Raw genomic sequence first — 15745 nt, forward strand, 5'->3', positions numbered from 1 at the left:
AGTGGCTTTTTTGTCATCTGAATACGCTGGCGATTAGACGCGAACGAAATCCAAGTGAACCAGCTTGTAACGTACAGGGTGACGCTGGATCGCTTTCACTTTGACGTTAACTTCTTCGCCATTGATGACGAGGGTCAGTACTGACTCATAAAATTCAGGCTTCTCTTGAGCCAAGATGAATTTCTTGTGGTCAACAGTGATGGACTGGGCTTCTTTACCGGCACCGTAAACGATGGCAGGAACTTGGTCAGCGTGACGCAGGCGGCGGCTCGCACCTTTCCCCAGGTCAGAACGGACTTCAGCTTGGAATACGAAAGACATAGTGTTTATCTCATATAGATGAATGTATGGTGTTGACTGCGACCGGTCACCACCTCGCAAAACGAGCGCGAATACTAGCACGGGGTAATCGGGGACACAAGCCAAGCGCCGTAGGGTTACTCGCTTTGGGCGAGGCGCGCAAACTGTTGCTTGCGCTGGCTGGGGCCTAACGCCTCAAAGTGCGCCAACGTCTGTGCACGCGGGCAGTAGAGACGAGCCCCGGTATTGACCTGAGTGGTTGCTCGGTTACCGACACGATTCTCTTGGGCCAGTGCCAATAAGAAACTGTAGGTATCCGTCCTCCGCTGCTGAGCGAGGTGGCTTGCAATTTGCCACAATGTCTCACCTGCTGCCACCTGATGACACAGCTGCCGCCCTTTACTGACGGCGGGTTGGCGTGATGTCGCCGCCACGCGCTGCTGCGCAGGTGGGGAGGGGGGAGAGGCATGGGAGACAGGCTCTAAGTGGGGGCGAGTGGGCTTTATGGCCTTGGCGCGTTGGGCGCTTCCCTCTCGTACCCACTGCGGCATGCCTGTTACCATGGCCCCTCCAGCGATTTCTATGGGCAGTATAAATTCTGGGATAACAGGGACGATCGGGGCCCCATCAGGCCACTGGTTTGCCTCAAGACGAGCCGCCGCTTGGTTCAACGCGACGCCATAAGCCAGTTCATCAATGCGCTTTAAGCGGGCCAGATAAGCTTTAGAGAGTTGCGCCTCTCCTTCAAACAGGTCAAAGGGCGGCACCAAACGAGCAGGAAACAGGAGCTGCCAACGGCCATTTTTCTGCTGTTGGTCAAGAGGGGGGTACTGATTACCACGCCACGCCACAAAGATGCTCGGTGGGGTGCGCGCCAAGGGATAATACTCTGGATTTAGCTGCACCCACGTTTGCTCCGCCAGCGGTTGATAACCGCTGATCACCACCTGCATCGCACTTAACCAGATCCCCAGCATCCTTGCCTCCCCCCAGCTTAAAGGCAGGGAAAATAGCCTTTCCCCACCTGATTCATGATGTAAATCATTTAGTTAACATTGACGGTAGCTTAACACTGGGCGATCGCATTGAGCACTCGTTTATCAGAGATCGGATAGGGTGTGCCCAGTTGCTGGGCAAAAAATGACACCCGCAGCTCCTCGATCATCCAGCGGATAGCGGCCACCTCGGTGGGAATAAGCTGGGATTTGGGGATCTTGGCCAGCAGCGCCTTGTACTCCGACTCCACGCTGTGCACTTTGAGCATGTAGACCCGATCCCGGTTGGGATCGATAGCCAGCTTCTCCAGACGTCGTTCGATGGCGCGCAGATAGCGCAGCAAGTCTGGCAGCCGCTGCCAGCCGGTCTCGGTGACAAAGCCCTTGTGAATAAGGTTGCCCAATTGCTGCTGGATATCGGACATAGCAAAAGCGGTGTCGAGCTGCATCTTGCCCTTGAGCCGCTTCTTGATCTCATGGGAGAGGGTTAGCACGGCTTCTACCTGCTTGGCCACTTCCACTACCGCATCGTTGAGCTCGGCGCGAACAAACTCCTTGAGCGCCTCGAAACCGGCTTCATCCCAGGCCAGCCCACCGTGCTGCTCAATCAGCTTGTCGCAACCGCAGGCGATACAGTCGTCAATCAGCTCCGCCACCTTGCCAAACGGGTTGAAATAGAGCCCGAGCTTGGCTTTGTTGGGCAGCTTCTCCTGCAGGTATTTGATGGGGGATGGCACGTTGAGCAGCACCAGTCGGCGCTGGCCCGCCCACATCAGTTGCTGCTGCACCACCGGGCTCTCCACCAGCTGAATGGCCACCGAATCTTTCTCGTCTACCAACGCCGGATAGGCTTTCACCTCGAAGCCGCCGCGCTTCTGGCTGTACTCCTGCGGTAGCTCGCCAAAGCTCCACAGGGTGAGGCCGGACTGCTCGATATCATCGTCTGCGACTTGGGAGAGGGTCTCCTGTACCTTGCCGCGCAGCGACTCTTTAAGCGCCTCCAGGTCCTTGCCTTCGGCCACCTTCTTGTGTTTGTCGTCCACCACCCGGAAGGTAAGTTTCAGGTGATCGGGCACCGCAGCCCAGTCCCAGGATTCGCGAGGTACAGTGACACCGGTCATGCGGCGCAGCTGACGTTCCATCTCGTCCAAGAGCGGCCCCTGCTCGGAGTTGATGCTGGCGAGCAGTGCATCGGCATAGTTCGGCGCCGGCACGAAGTTTTTGCGCATCGGCTTTGGCATCGACTTGATGAGAGCCACCAACAGCTCATGGCGCAGCCCCGGGATCAACCACTCGAACCCCTTCACCTCTACCTGATTCAGGAGCGGCAGCGGGATATGCAGGGTCACGCCATCCGCCGCTTCCCCCGGCTCGAACTGATAGGTCAGCTTGAGCTTGAGGCGCCCCTGCTGCCAGAAGTTGGGGTAGTCGAGATCGCTGATGTGGGCCGCATCCCCCTTCATCAGCATCTCTTTTTCGAAGTTGAGCAGCTCGGCGTCTTGCTTTTGTGCCTCCTTCCACCACTTGTCGAAGTGGCGGCTTGATATCACCTCCTCCGGCAAACGGGCATCGTAGAAGCGGAACAGATCCTCGTCATCCACCAGAATGTCGCGCCGACGGGATTTGTGCTCCAGCGCCTCCACCTCGGCCAACAGCTTGCGGTTATCGCTAAAGAAACGGTGACGGGTCTCGAAATCCCCCTCCACCAGGGCGCGGCGGATAAACAGCTCGCGGCACAGCGCCGGATCGATACGGCTGAAGTTGATGATGCGCTCATTGATGAGCGTCAGGCCATACAGCGTCACCTTCTCCTTGGCCATCACGGCGCCATTTTTCTTCGACCAGTGAGGATCGCTGTGGTGCAGCTTGATGAGGTGGCCTGCCAGCGGCTCCACCCACTCGGGCTCAATCTTGGCATTGATGCGAGCGTAGAGGCGCGAGGTTTCCACCAATTCTGCGGCCATCACCCACTTGGGCGGTTTTTTGAACAGCCCCGAGGCTGGGAAGAGGTGGAAGCGGCCATTGCGAGCGCCAAGGAACTCGGGCTTTTCCAGATCCTTATTGCCGATATGGCTCAACAGGCCGGTCAGTAGGGCGCAGTGCAGGGTTTTAAAATCGGTTGGTACTTGGTTGGCTTTAAAGCCCAGCTCTTTCACCGTCTGGCGTAGCTGGAAGTGAATGTCCTGCCACTCGCGTACCCGCAGGTAGGAGAGAAACTCTTTCTGGCACATGCGCCGGAACGGGTTGCTGCCAAGGTCGTTCTGCTGCTCTTGCAGGTAGTTCCACAGATTGACGAAGGCGAGGAAATCGGAATCTTTGTCTTCAAAGCGTCGGTGCTGCTCGTCGGCGGCCTGTTTTTTCTCCATGGGCCGCTCGCGGGGATCCTGAATGCTGAGGCCTGCCGTGATCACCATCACCTCACTCAGGCAGCCGGTTTGCGCCGCGCTGATCACCATCTTCGCCAGACGGGGATCAAGGGGGATACGCGAGAGCTGGCGACCGGTTTCAGTCAGCTGTAATTTGGGTTCATGATCCCGCGTGCCAGGCAGCTCTTTGACTGCCTCCAACTCTTTGAGCAGGGTCAGGCCATCCTTGATATGACGCGACTCTGGCGGCTCGACGAAGGGGAAGGCCTCCATGTTGCCAAGGCCGAGCGCCAACATCTGCAAAATGACCGATGCCAGGTTGGTGCGCAGGATCTCGGGGTCGGTAAAGGCCGGACGGTTGTTGAAATCTTCCTCGGAGTAGAGACGGATACAGATACCGTCCGCCACCCGACCGCAGCGCCCTTTACGCTGGTTGGCGCTGGCCTGGGAGACCGGCTCGATAGGCAGGCGCTGCACCTTGGTCCGCCAGGAGTAACGGCTGATGCGGGCGGTGCCCGGATCGATGACGTAACGAATGCCCGGCACCGTCAACGAGGTCTCCGCCACGTTGGTGGCGAGCACGATGCGCCGGCCGGCGTGTTGCTGAAACACCTTGTTCTGCTCGGCGTTAGAGAGACGGGCGTAGAGCGGCAGCACCTCGGTATCGCGCAGGTTGAGCTTGCGCAGGGCATCGGTGGTATCGCGGATCTCCCGCTCGCCGTTCATGAAGATGAGGATGTCCCCCAGCCCTTCGCGGGCCAGCTCTTCCACCGCATCGAAGATCCCCTGCAGTTCATCGCGCTCTTCCAGCCCTTCACTTTTATCACTGCTTTTTTTATCAACAAATAGCGGACGGTAGCGCACCTCCACCGGATAGGTGCGGCCGGATACCTCGATCACCGGCGCCTTGTTGAAATGGCGGGAGAAGCGCTGCGGGTCGATGGTGGCCGAGGTGATGATCACCTTGAGATCGGGGCGCTTGGGCAGCAGCTGTTTCAGATAGCCCAGAATGAAGTCGATGTTGAGGCTGCGCTCGTGGGCCTCGTCGATGATGATGGTGTCGTACTGGGTAAGCATCCGATCGTTCTGGATCTCGGCCAGCAGGATACCGTCGGTCATCAGCTTGATGTGGGTCTGTTCGCTGACCTGATCGGTAAAGCGCACCTTGTAACCCACGTAATGCCCAAGTTCGGACGCCATCTCTTCGGCAATACGGGCCGCCACGGTGCGGGCCGCCAGACGGCGCGGCTGGGTGTGGCCGATAAAGCCCTTCACTCCGCGCCCGAGCGCCAGACAGATCTTGGGGATCTGGGTGGTTTTGCCCGAGCCGGTTTCCCCGGCGATGATCACCACCTGATGATCTTGGATCGCCTTGGCGATCTCCGCCTGCTTCTGGCTGACCGGTAAATTATCCGGATAGGTCACCTTGGGCGCACCGGCTAGGCGGGACTGGTAACGCGCTTGTGCGGCATCCAGATCAGTAGCAATGGTCTCAAGCACGGCGGCCTGTTTGCCTTCAGACAGCTTCTTAACCCCATGCAGACGGCTGGAAAGGCGGCGGGCGTCGAGATTCATACACGCAGAGAGACGGCGGCGCAGCGCCTCGATAGAGAGAGACAAGGTACGAATTCCTTAAATAGGTGCCCAGAGGGGCCATATCGATAAGCTGCGAGCGATCCTAAAGAGCGAGCGGGAACGGTGCAAGCTTAATGAGTAGCATGGTGAGCATGCGCAGTTTCAGTAACTAATACAGCGCGTTGTGTTCGGGTGATTTGGCTGGTTCTACTTGCCATGTCGGAAGTGAGCATGAGGAGTGGGCGAGGGCAGTTATCCGCTTGCTGGGCTGGAGATGTTGGCTCCAAGCAAGGGCATTGGGTCATAATAGGACGTTATGATAGAGAACATATTAGAGGGAATGCGGGAACAATGGGGTGGCTGATGGGGCTCGAACCCACGACAACCGGAATCACAATCCGGGACTCTACCAACTGAGCTACAGCCACCATCGGGATAGAAATCAATCCGTGCTCGCACCAATTAAAAAACGATGGATCAGGAGTTGGTATCTACTCTACCTAATGGCGCGCCCTGCAGGATTCGAACCTGCGACCCACGGCTTAGAAGGCCGTTGCTCTATCCAACTGAGCTAAGGGCGCCTTTCTTACCCGCTTGTATGCCGATAAGAAAACGATGGTCGGTGATAAAGGATTCGAACCTTTGACCCTCTGGTCCCAAACCAGATGCGCTACCGGACTGCGCTAATCACCGAAAGTGGGGTGCATGCATGATGTACAGGCCATGTCATGCGATTGGGGCGGCATCATACCCAAGCGTATTGACTAGCGTCAATCCCTTTTTCTTCTTTTAAATTCAAACGTCTACTTATTACTCACAACGTGGTTTGTCCGCGTCAGTGCTAACATCCGGACTAAAAAAATGTGATAATGGACGGCAGTGTAGTTAGGCGTAAGAGGGAAGCATGTCGGCCAAAATTATAGATGGAAAACAGGTTGCGCAAACGATTCGTAGTCAGGTTGCAGAAAAGGTCCAACAGCGATTAATGGCAGGGAAACGGGCGCCTGGTCTGGCCGTTATTCTGGTTGGCGCAGACCCTGCTTCTCAAGTGTATGTCGGTAGTAAACGACGTGCTTGTGAAGAGGTTGGGTTTATCTCTCGTTCTTATGATCTCAGTGCCACTGCGAGCCAAGCAGAGTTATTGAATTTGATTGAAAAACTCAATGACGATGCTGAGGTTGACGGTATTTTGGTTCAGTTGCCATTGCCTAGCCACGTTGATGCTACCCAAGTATTGGAGCGGATCCGCCCAGACAAAGATGTCGATGGTTTTCATCCCTATAACGTTGGGCGATTGGCTCAGCGCATTCCTGCTTTGCGTCCCTGTACACCGAAAGGCATTATGACGCTAATCGCAGCCACCGGCATTAAAACCCATGGTTTACATGCGGTTGTGGTCGGAGCATCGAATATCGTTGGTCGGCCGATGACGCTCGAATTACTGCTGGCAGGTTGCACAACCACCACGTGTCACCGTTTTACTCGCGACCTAGAGGAGCAAGTGCGTCGTGCCGATTTGTTGGTCGTCGCGGTGGGTAAGCCTAATTTTATTCCTGGCGAGTGGATAAAACCCGGCGCGCTTGTGATTGATGTTGGGATAAATCGTTTGGCTGATGGCTCTCTTGTGGGTGATGTCGAGTTTGAAACGGCGAAAAGCCATGCCGCATTTATTACTCCTGTGCCGGGGGGCGTCGGTCCAATGACGGTGGCGAGTTTGATGGAGAACACATTAGATGCTTGTTGTGATTACCACGATAGTGTTGATATGAGTGTCAGCTGATTTTTTTGGGTAATGGCCATCCGGTTTAGAACCTGATCAGTAATTTTCCTTATCTAAAATAAAAAACCGGTTTCTTTAAAGAAACCGGTTTTTTATTTATCCAATGTTTAAAATTACATATTTTGTGCTTCGTTTGGCACAATTGATGCGGCATGGTTCCCTTTAGGGCCCTGCTGAAGTTCAAAATTGACTGCCTGGCCTGCTTTTAGGGTTTTGTAGCCGTCCATTTGAATTGTGGAGTAATGAGCGAAGATATCTTCACCACCCCCTTCCGGACAGATAAAACCGAATCCTTTTGCGTTGTTAAACCACTTAACTGTTCCGGTTGCCATACATCTACATCCTTTTATTGATTACCCAGAAGTCGTTGAGTAACCTGCGCCTGCCCACTATAACTAAAATTGGGGTGCGCAGATTAGCAAGTAACCAATTTAGTCTAACTTTTGAGCTAGTCAAGAAATTGTTAATAAATGATGTGATCTGGTTAACATGTCTGTTGACAAGCTTCTAAGAGACGGTAGTAATCTAGAGGTGTTAAAGCGCGACTATGAGCAAGCTAAAAGAACTCACTACTAATGAAGAGATTGCGGAAACAGCTAAAACCAAACTAGAACCGCCACCAATGTATAAAGTTATATTGAATAATGATGACTACACACCAATGGAATTTGTGATAGAGATCCTGCAAAAGTTCTTTGGTATGGATTTGGATAAGGCAACTCATATTATGCTTAACGTGCATTATAGTGGTAAGGGAGTCTGTGGCGTATTTACTGCCGAGATAGCTGAAACCAAGGTGGTCCAAGTCAACACCTATTCACGTAACAATGAACACCCACTGCTGTGTACTATGGAAAAGGCTTGAATCTGATGACTGGATAGATAACGTGACACCACATTGTTGCTGTACTTAGGGGAGGTGCCTATGTTGAATAAAGATCTGGAAAAGACGCTAAATGAAGCGTTCAAGCTAGCTCGTGATGAGCGCCACGAGTTTATGACTGTCGAGCACCTGTTGTTAGCCCTTTTGGATAACACCTCGGCCCATGAAGCGCTGAGTTCTTGTGGTGCAGATGTTGATCAGATGCGCAAGGATATTCGCACATTTATTAGTCAAACTACACCACTGATCCCTTTAAATGACGAAGATAGGGAAACCCAACCAACGTTGGGCTTTCAGCGTGTATTGCAGCGGGCGGTATTCCATGTTCAGTCATCTGGGAATACGGAGGTGAGTGGTGCGAATGTATTGGTGGCTATTTTTAGTGAACAAGAATCACAAGCAGCATACTTTTTGAAAAAGGCTGAAATCAGTCGTCTTGATGTAGTTAATTTTCTCTCTCATGGTGTACGTAAAGACAATAAACCGGAGGTTGGGAATAATTCGGAATCTGATGATGATGTATCAGCTGCTCAGATAGAGAGCTTTGCAACTAATCTCAACCAAATGGTGCTAGAAGGGCGTATCGACCCACTTATTGGTAGAGATCAAGAGCTCAATAGAACTATTCAAGTTTTATGTCGTCGCCGTAAAAATAATCCCTTATTAGTTGGTGAGGCTGGTGTAGGTAAAACAGCTATTGCGGAGGGACTCGCTTATCGAATAGTTAAGGGAGATGTTCCTGAAGTTATCGCAAATAGCACCATATATTCACTCGATATGGGGTCTCTGTTGGCTGGGACCAAATATCGCGGCGACTTTGAGAAGCGACTGAAAGTATTATTAAAGCAAATAGAACGCCAAGAAGGTGCGATTCTATTTATTGATGAGATCCATACAATCATTGGTGCTGGCGCAGCATCTGGTGGGCAGCTTGATGCTGCAAATCTAATAAAGCCATTACTCTCAAATGGTTTACTACGTTGTGTAGGCTCAACCACATATCAGGAGTACTCGCAGATATTTGAGAAAGACCGTGCGTTAGCGCGTCGCTTCCAGAAAATTGATATTGTTGAACCAACTATTGATGATACAACTCGCATTCTTATGGGGCTTAAAAGTCGTTATGAGTCTCATCATGGCGTGCGTTATACCGTCAAAGCGATCCGTGCAGCTGTCGAATTATCTGCCAAATACATTAATGATCGCCATTTGCCAGACAAAGCTATCGATGTAATCGACGAAGCTGGTGCAAGTCAGCGTTTGTTATCAGCAAGCAAACGTAAAAAGGTGATCAACGTACCTGAAATTGAAGCAATAGTTGCCAAGATAGCTCGGATCCCTGAAAAGTCAGTCTCTTCTTCCGATAAAGAAGTACTTAAAAACCTAGAACGTAATCTCAAAATGGTGGTTTTTGGTCAGGATAAAGCCATCGAGGTGCTCACGGATGCCATCCGTCTTTCTCGCTCAGGTTTGGGAAACGAACGACGTCCAGTAGGTTGTTTCTTGTTTGCTGGACCAACCGGTGTGGGTAAGACTGAGGTAACTCAGCAGTTAGGGAAAGCGCTTGGCGTTGAAATGCTACGGTTTGATATGTCTGAGTATATGGAGCGTCATACCGTCTCTCGTCTGATCGGTGCTCCTCCGGGATATGTGGGCTTTGAGCAAGGTGGATTGCTGACCGATGCAGTACTGAAACACCCTCATTCAGTAGTGCTGCTTGATGAAATCGAAAAGGCTCATCCTGATGTGTTCAATTTGTTACTGCAAGTGATGGATAACGGCACGCTGACGGATAACAATGGACGTAAAGCGGACTTCCGTAATGTGATCTTAGTTATGACAACCAATGCTGGAGTGCAGGAAACACAGCGCAAATCGATAGGGTTCCAACAACAGGATCTGAGTCATGATGCGATGGCCGTGATCAATAAAACGTTTAGCCCTGAGTTTCGTAACAGGCTGGATCACACTATCTGGTTCAATCATCTCGATATGACAGTGATCCATCAGGTCGTGGACAAATTTATCGTCGAATTACAGGTCCAGTTGGATGCTAAGGGGGTATCGCTAGAACTGTCAGAAGATGTACGGCATTGGTTAGCTGAAAAGGGATATGATAGAGCAATGGGAGCAAGACCTATGGGTCGGGTGATCCAAGAGCATCTTAAAAAGCCGCTAGCCAATGAAATCTTGTTCGGTTCATTGGTTGATGGGGGGATTGTGAAAGTGGATTTAATTAATGACAGCCTCAGCTTTGATTTTCATGTCAATGTTGAAGCTGTTCCCCACTAAGCGGCAGTTATCAGGAAATGACAAAAAACCCCAACCGAAAGGTCGGGGTTTTTTGTTGAATTCCTGGCTTAGCGAGAGCGGAAAACAATACGTCCTTTGGAAAGATCGTACGGTGTCAGAGCTACCGTTACTTTGTCTCCAGTCAGGATACGAATGTAGTTTTTGCGCATCTTGCCGGAAATATGAGCGATAACCACGTGACCATTCTCCAGTTCCACACGGAACATGGTATTGGGCAGGGTTTCGAGAATAGTGCCCTGCATCTCAATACTGTCTTCTTTAGCCATTGAATCCTCTTGATAAGCCACAACAAAAATCCGGCCGATCATGCCGGATTTAAGGCAATGTGTAAAGTTTACTCGGACTTACTGTCGATAATTTTCCACTCGCCTTGGATCAGTCGCTCATGGGGATGGTATTTGCGTTTGTAATTCATTTTGCGACATGCCTCTACCAGATAGCCAAGATATAGCCATTTACGGTTAGTTTTTCTGGCCAAATCTAGTTGCGAGAGAATGGCAAACGTACCTAAAGAGCGATCAGCAAAGTCGGGGTCAAAGAAGGTGTACATAGCACTGAGTGAGTGTGGGAGTAAATCAGTGGTTGCGACCCCCACTAACCGATGCTGGTGGCGCATTTCTAAATACAGGGGGGGCATCCAATCACAATGAAGAAAGCCTTGATATTGGGAGTGGCTCGGGGGGTACATGCTGCCGTCATGATGGCGCTCACGGATGTAGCGCTCGTAGAGCTGATAATATTCGGGCTTATCATCGTAGCTAAAAATCAGCTCAATATCTTGATTGAGTTGGCGGATGCGTTTTTGGCTACGGCTTGGTTGAAATTGTTCGCTGTGAATACGCAAGGATTGGCAGGCATTACAAGCTGGACAGTGAGGACGATAGATATCGTTGCCGCTGCGGCGAAAGCCTGCGGTGAGTAGCCGCTCGTAACCGGTTGCATTGAGCAAACTATGGTCCATCAACACAAGCAACTGCTCCTGCTCATGTCCCAAGTAGCTACAAGGATGCTGAGGGGTTAGCCCTACTTTTAGGATCACTTCTTCCGTCATAGGCTGATTTCTCCTTGCTGCCAGCATGATGCCTGTAGGGGTTGTTTAGTCAGCTCCGCTAACTCAGTCAGAAATAGGGCTCTTGGCCACTCTGTTATCCCTAGTGTGGCCAAAAAAGGATTCTGCATTTGGCAATCGATCAATGTGCCCCCGTGGCGGGCGAAATGGCGACAAAGCGCGATCATGGCGAATTTAGCGCCATGATCGATCCGACTGAACATCGACTCGCCACAAAATAAACGACCGAGCGAGAGGCCATAAAGCCCTGCTTGTAGCTCTCCTCGCTGCCATATTTCGATTGAATGGGCATGCCCTTGGCGGTGCAGGTGTTGATAGGCACTGATCATGGGCTCACTTATCCAGGTGCCACTTGCAGTGCGACGAGGTCCGGCGCAAGCAGTGATCACTTCATCAAAGGCGCAATTTACCGAGATATCGAATGGCGTATTGCGTAATAGCTTACGCAAGGTACGGCCGACATGGAGGTGGTGCGGCTCTATCACCCCCCGAGGATCGGGTGACCACCACAGGATCGGCTGATGGGGTTCATTCCAGGGAAATATTCCCTTGTGGTAGGCTGCCAGTAATCGACCTGGGGAGAGGTCTCCGCCAATTGCGAGCAGCCCATTAGGCTCTTCCAAGGCATGAACAGGGTCGGGAAACCAGTAAAGCTCATCATCCAACTGGGTAAGATAGCGAGACATAAGGCAACGAGGTTCACATAATGAAGGCCACTATTCTGATAGTATCCAGCTTGATCTGCTTTGTCACGGCACCAACACAGGCGAAAATCTATGAGCGCAATAGCGCTCGCCCAGTCAACCAAGTGGTGTTTGGACAAATTGAAACACTGCGCAATATTACTCAGCGGCAAATGTTGGAATCCGAACAATCAGGTTGGAAGACCCTAGGTGGTGCGGTGCTCGGAGGGCTATTAGGCAACCAATTTGGTGGTGGTCATGGCCGTGAAATTGCCACGGCAGTGGGGGCATTAGCGGGGGCGGCTGCCGTGCAACACTATCAATCTAATGAGACTGTCGTCGAAAACAGATTAGTGGAGCTGCTGATCCGCAATGAACAGCATACGTTGATTAATGTGATCCAAGATTACGATCCGGCCATGGTCTTTAGTCAGGGAGATAAGGTTCGGATCCTCTACTTTGACGACGGGGTTCGCGTCGATAAAACATATTAAGATCAGAGCAACATAGCCCCAGTCTGGCCATGTGCGTCATGGCTGGGCAGTATCTCGATGATCCGGTAGCATCATGCCCTTTGTCATGGTTGTTTATGCCGTATCAACAAATGAGAACACCGATGGATGATTTGTTAGCCCCCGTGCGCCAGTTTTTGCATTGCGAGACCCCTGATGAGTGGATTGCAATGGCGCAAGACCCAGCCAATTTGCCCACTTTGCTGATTGATCACGCGAACTGTGAGAATAAAGCGGCCTTAACAGCCCACAGCTTGGTTCGTCGCTACTGTTTACCGAAAGGAAAGCGCCATCTATTACCCCAATTGGCGTTTTATCGGGAACTTGATGCTTTACCAGAGAAAGCAGAAATTCTTGGCAAACGGACCATGGCAGACGTGTCACGCACGGTATTTGCTGAACTAGAACGTAATCCACTGCTGTTTCCCATGGTGCGTCTTATCCAAGAAGAGCTGCACCACTTTGAGCAGGTATTGGAGATCATGGCCGCACGTAATATCCCATATGGCCCTGTCAATGCATCCCGTTATGCCCGAGCGCTGATGCAACATGTACGTACCTATGAACCAGCCACTATTGTCGATAAGTTAATCATCGGTGCTTATATAGAAGCGCGTTCTTGTGAGCGTTTCGCCAAGTTAGCCCCCTATTTAGACGATGAGTTAGCGCGCTTTTACCTATCGTTACTGCGCTCTGAAGCGCGCCACTATCAGGACTATTTGACGTTAGCGGCTCACTATGCCGGTGAAGATATCAGCGAACGGGTGAGCTATTTTGGCCAGCTTGAAGCGGCGTTGATTTGCGCGCCCGATGAGCAGTTTCGTTTCCACAGTGGTGTGCCACGCTCGCGGGGGGAGCGCTGAGTAGCGTACCAGCGTGGTGCGCTTATATCTGCGTGACATCCCAATTCAGACCGGCCATGAGCCTGTGCATGTTCACTCATTTTTTCGTTAGCCTCATCACATCCTATGGCCGTTATATCCCGATGTTTTGGTGATAAAATGGCCACTCAAATGGGCTTAGCTTGTAGAGATGACTGAAACCGTGTACTTTTTTGCCTTCGCAAGATTTGAATAACCAATCAATAGGAGCGTGTATGCGCATTGTTCTGTTGGGGGCTCCGGGTGCTGGCAAAGGCACTCAGGCTCAGTTCATCATGGAAAAACACGGTATTCCCCAGATCTCTACCGGCGATATGCTGCGTGCGGCAATCAAAGCGGGCACTGAGCTGGGTATGAAAGCCAAAGCTGTGATGGACGCGGGTCAGTTGGTCTCCGATGACATCATTATCGGGCTGGTCAAAGAGCGTATTGCCCAACCTGATTGCGTTAGCGGCTTCCTGTTGGATGGTTTTCCGCGCACGATACCTCAAGCACAAGCCATGAAAGATGCGGGTGTCGTGGTCGACTTTGTACTGGAGTTTGATGTGCCAGATGAAGAGATCGTCAAGCGCATGAGCGGCCGTCGTGTTCACTCAGGGTCTGGTCGCACCTACCATGTGGTCTTTAACCCGCCGAAAGTCGACGGTAAAGATGACGTAACTGGTGAAGAGTTGGTGATCCGTGCTGATGATGAAGAGAGCACAGTGCGTAAACGCCTAGAGGTGTATCACCAACAGACCGCACCGCTGATCGGCTTTTACGGCAAAGAGGCTGCGGCTGGCAACACCCACTATGTGAAGATTGATGGCACTCAGCCAGTGGAACTGGTCAGCAAGCGGCTTGCCACTATATTGGGGTAACGGGTTTGTTGATGCAGCGATGTGCCATAAGATAGATCAAGCGAAGGGTCCGATAGGGCCCTTTTTTGCTTAACGAGATGAGATAGGAAGCCACAGTGACCACCAAAACCGGAGTATTGCTGGTTAATCTGGGAACCCCAGCCGCCCCAACCACTGCCGCCGTCAAGGCGTTTCTTTGCCAGTTTTTACACGATCCTAGGGTGGTCGATCTCCCTCGTTATCTTTGGTGCCCACTCCTGCACTTCATCATTTTACCGACTCGCTCTCCCAAGGTTGCCAAGCTGTATCAGCAAGTATGGACCGAGCAAGGCTCCCCACTGATGGTGATAAGCCAACAGCAGCGCAGTGCATTGGAGCAAGAACTCAAGCGGGAAGGAGTGGATGTCCCGGTGGCATTAGCCATGAGCTATGGTTCCCCATCCATTGATGAGGGATGGCAAGCACTGAAGGAAAAGGGGGTCAATCGAGTTATTTTGTTGCCGCTCTATCCACAATATTCCGTCAGCACCACCGCATCGGTATTTGATGGTTGGGCCAAAGTGATGAAGCAGGAGCGTAATCTCCCTGTGATGCGGCTGATCCGTGATTACCATGCCCATCCAGAATACATTCAGGCCCTCGCCATGAGTGTTCGTCGTCATTGGGAGCAACATGGCCAAGGTGATCACCTATTGATGTCATTTCATGGGATACCTGAGCGTTACGAACATGAGGGCGATCCCTATGGCCACCAGTGTCGACGTACCGCAGCATTATTAGCCGAAGCACTGGAATTGACCGACGGGGGGTGGACGGCAAGTTTCCAATCTCGATTTGGTAAGGAAGAGTGGCTAAAACCCTATACCGACGAAACGATTGCCAGCTTGCCTACACGGGGAATAAAACGTCTCGATGTCATCTGTCCGGCATTTGCGGCAGATTGTCTCGAAACCCTCGAAGAGATCCAAGTACAGAATCGGGAGGGGTTCCTCGATGCGGGGGGCGAGCAGTTTAGTTATATTCCGGCACTCAATAGCGATCAGGCCCATATCCGGATGATGGTCTCACTGATCTGCCGCGAGTTAGCATAAGGGGGCTGGCAATCACATCGCCCCAATTGAGCAAAATTTAAAATGAGAAGAGGCCAAGTATGTCATGCCAGTCAGTTAAGCCTGACTGGCGGGGAAGAGTATATGGTCGGGGAGTTCAGGCGACGAACCCTTCTGCCTCTGGACGACTCGTTGGGGCATTTGCGCGAAGCCCTCCCACAACTCACTCGTCGTGCCCTTCATCGCTGTCTTATACGACATGGCATTAGCAAGCGCCCCAATCAGCAACAGAACAAAAACCAACGTGAACAGTTTGAACCGACAAAAATGGGTTACTTGTATATCGACAGTGGCGAGTTACGTTTGGAGGAAGGCAAGCAACACATGTTTTTAGCCATTGACCGGCGTGAATGGGATGGTCGCCCCTCCCCAAAACGGCATCTGAGTGCCAAAGTGGCGAATGTAAGTTCCCACTGATTAGAGAGGCGACCACCATGAAG

Annotated in this window: 14 protein-coding genes and 3 tRNA genes; 7 read left to right on the forward strand and 10 right to left on the reverse strand. The window is 51.8% G+C overall.

What is annotated here, in order from left to right; all coding sequences use genetic code 11:
* Positions 1 to 33: 33 nt before the first annotated feature.
* The 6 genes from rplY to CUC53_RS17430 form a co-directional block, all read right to left on the reverse strand.
* Positions 34 to 321, reverse strand: coding sequence for a 50S ribosomal protein L25 (rplY, locus tag CUC53_RS17405; protein ID WP_024945378.1), 288 nt, complete (start codon positions 319 to 321; stop codon positions 34 to 36).
* 116 nt (positions 322 to 437) lie between these two features.
* Positions 438 to 1277, reverse strand: a complete 840-nt coding sequence (locus CUC53_RS17410) for a hypothetical protein (protein WP_100295291.1) — start codon at positions 1275 to 1277, stop codon at positions 438 to 440.
* A gap of 89 nt (positions 1278 to 1366) precedes the next feature.
* Complete coding sequence (gene hrpA / locus CUC53_RS17415) at positions 1367 to 5281, reverse strand: ATP-dependent RNA helicase HrpA (RefSeq protein WP_100295292.1); 3915 nt, start codon at positions 5279 to 5281, stop codon at positions 1367 to 1369.
* A 307-nt stretch (positions 5282 to 5588) separates the two neighbouring features.
* Positions 5589 to 5664 (reverse strand) — tRNA-His (locus CUC53_RS17420).
* 76 nt (positions 5665 to 5740) lie between these two features.
* A tRNA-Arg gene (locus tag CUC53_RS17425) sits at positions 5741 to 5817 on the reverse strand.
* Between the two features lie 35 nt (positions 5818 to 5852).
* Positions 5853 to 5929 (reverse strand) — tRNA-Pro (locus CUC53_RS17430).
* 211 nt (positions 5930 to 6140) lie between these two features.
* On the opposite strand from CUC53_RS17430, the gene folD reads away from it, so the two are divergent.
* Positions 6141 to 7016: a bifunctional methylenetetrahydrofolate dehydrogenase/methenyltetrahydrofolate cyclohydrolase FolD gene (gene folD, locus CUC53_RS17435; protein WP_100295293.1), complete on the forward strand. Its 876-nt coding sequence runs from the start codon at positions 6141 to 6143 to the stop codon at positions 7014 to 7016.
* A gap of 113 nt (positions 7017 to 7129) precedes the next feature.
* Here folD and cspD read toward each other — a convergent pair whose 3' ends face one another.
* Positions 7130 to 7348, reverse strand: a complete 219-nt coding sequence (cspD, locus tag CUC53_RS17440; protein WP_100295294.1) for a cold shock-like protein CspD — start codon at positions 7346 to 7348, stop codon at positions 7130 to 7132.
* Positions 7349 to 7563: 215 nt separating this feature from the next.
* Between cspD and clpS the strand changes: the two genes are divergently transcribed.
* Both clpS and clpA read left to right on the forward strand, forming a co-directional pair.
* Positions 7564 to 7881: an ATP-dependent Clp protease adapter ClpS gene (clpS, locus tag CUC53_RS17445; RefSeq protein WP_100295295.1), complete on the forward strand. Its 318-nt coding sequence runs from the start codon at positions 7564 to 7566 to the stop codon at positions 7879 to 7881.
* A gap of 60 nt (positions 7882 to 7941) precedes the next feature.
* Entirely contained in the window at positions 7942 to 10191 is a 2250-nt protein-coding gene (gene clpA / locus CUC53_RS17450; protein ID WP_100295296.1) for an ATP-dependent Clp protease ATP-binding subunit ClpA, read from the forward strand.
* A gap of 68 nt (positions 10192 to 10259) precedes the next feature.
* On the opposite strand, the gene infA is transcribed toward clpA, so the two are convergent.
* The 3 genes from infA to aat all read right to left on the reverse strand — a co-directional run bounded on the left by infA (position 10260) and on the right by aat (position 11967).
* Entirely contained in the window at positions 10260 to 10478 is a 219-nt protein-coding gene (infA, locus tag CUC53_RS17455; RefSeq protein WP_005300033.1) for a translation initiation factor IF-1, read from the reverse strand.
* 68 nt (positions 10479 to 10546) lie between these two features.
* Positions 10547 to 11263, reverse strand: a complete 717-nt coding sequence (locus CUC53_RS17460) for an arginyltransferase (RefSeq protein WP_100295297.1) — start codon at positions 11261 to 11263, stop codon at positions 10547 to 10549.
* Positions 11260 to 11967: a leucyl/phenylalanyl-tRNA--protein transferase gene (gene aat, locus CUC53_RS17465; RefSeq protein ID WP_100295298.1), complete on the reverse strand. Its 708-nt coding sequence runs from the start codon at positions 11965 to 11967 to the stop codon at positions 11260 to 11262. Before aat ends, CUC53_RS17460 begins: the two co-directional genes overlap by 4 nt.
* Positions 11968 to 11987: 20 nt before the next feature.
* Between aat and CUC53_RS17470 the strand changes: the two genes are divergently transcribed.
* The 4 genes from CUC53_RS17470 to hemH all read left to right on the forward strand — a co-directional run bounded on the left by CUC53_RS17470 (position 11988) and on the right by hemH (position 15287).
* A complete protein-coding gene (locus CUC53_RS17470) occupies positions 11988 to 12458 on the forward strand; it encodes a glycine zipper 2TM domain-containing protein (protein WP_100295299.1) in 471 nt (156 codons plus the stop codon).
* A 122-nt stretch (positions 12459 to 12580) separates the two neighbouring features.
* Positions 12581 to 13339, forward strand: coding sequence for a tRNA isopentenyl-2-thiomethyl-A-37 hydroxylase MiaE (gene miaE / locus CUC53_RS17475; protein ID WP_100295300.1), 759 nt, complete (start codon positions 12581 to 12583; stop codon positions 13337 to 13339).
* A gap of 233 nt (positions 13340 to 13572) precedes the next feature.
* A complete protein-coding gene (gene adk / locus CUC53_RS17480) occupies positions 13573 to 14217 on the forward strand; it encodes an adenylate kinase (protein WP_100295301.1) in 645 nt (214 codons plus the stop codon).
* Between the two features lie 95 nt (positions 14218 to 14312).
* Complete coding sequence (gene hemH / locus CUC53_RS17485) at positions 14313 to 15287, forward strand: ferrochelatase (protein ID WP_100295302.1); 975 nt, start codon at positions 14313 to 14315, stop codon at positions 15285 to 15287.
* Positions 15288 to 15745 lie beyond the last annotated feature (458 nt).

This window comes from Aeromonas cavernicola (assembly GCF_002795305.1).
GTDB lineage: Bacteria > Pseudomonadota > Gammaproteobacteria > Enterobacterales > Aeromonadaceae > Aeromonas > Aeromonas cavernicola.

Bases quoted from the DNA above. Each gene is read 5' to 3' on its own strand.
- rplY (WP_024945378.1), bottom strand. From the start codon at position 321: ATGTCTTTCGTATTCCAAGCTGAAGTCCGTTCTGACCTGGGGAAAGGT.
- CUC53_RS17410 (WP_100295291.1), bottom strand. From the start codon at position 1,277: ATGCTGGGGATCTGGTTAAGTGCGATGCAGGTGGTGATCAGCGGTTAT.
- folD (WP_100295293.1), top strand. From the start codon at position 6,141: ATGTCGGCCAAAATTATAGATGGAAAACAGGTTGCGCAAACGATTCGT.
- cspD (WP_100295294.1), bottom strand. From the start codon at position 7,348: ATGGCAACCGGAACAGTTAAGTGGTTTAACAACGCAAAAGGATTCGGT.
- clpS (WP_100295295.1), top strand. From the start codon at position 7,564: ATGAGCAAGCTAAAAGAACTCACTACTAATGAAGAGATTGCGGAAACA.
- clpA (WP_100295296.1), top strand. From the start codon at position 7,942: ATGTTGAATAAAGATCTGGAAAAGACGCTAAATGAAGCGTTCAAGCTA.
- infA (WP_005300033.1), bottom strand. From the start codon at position 10,478: ATGGCTAAAGAAGACAGTATTGAGATGCAGGGCACTATTCTCGAAACC.
- CUC53_RS17460 (WP_100295297.1), bottom strand. From the start codon at position 11,263: ATGACGGAAGAAGTGATCCTAAAAGTAGGGCTAACCCCTCAGCATCCT.
- aat (WP_100295298.1), bottom strand. From the start codon at position 11,967: ATGTCTCGCTATCTTACCCAGTTGGATGATGAGCTTTACTGGTTTCCC.
- CUC53_RS17470 (WP_100295299.1), top strand. From the start codon at position 11,988: ATGAAGGCCACTATTCTGATAGTATCCAGCTTGATCTGCTTTGTCACG.
- miaE (WP_100295300.1), top strand. From the start codon at position 12,581: ATGGATGATTTGTTAGCCCCCGTGCGCCAGTTTTTGCATTGCGAGACC.
- adk (WP_100295301.1), top strand. From the start codon at position 13,573: ATGCGCATTGTTCTGTTGGGGGCTCCGGGTGCTGGCAAAGGCACTCAG.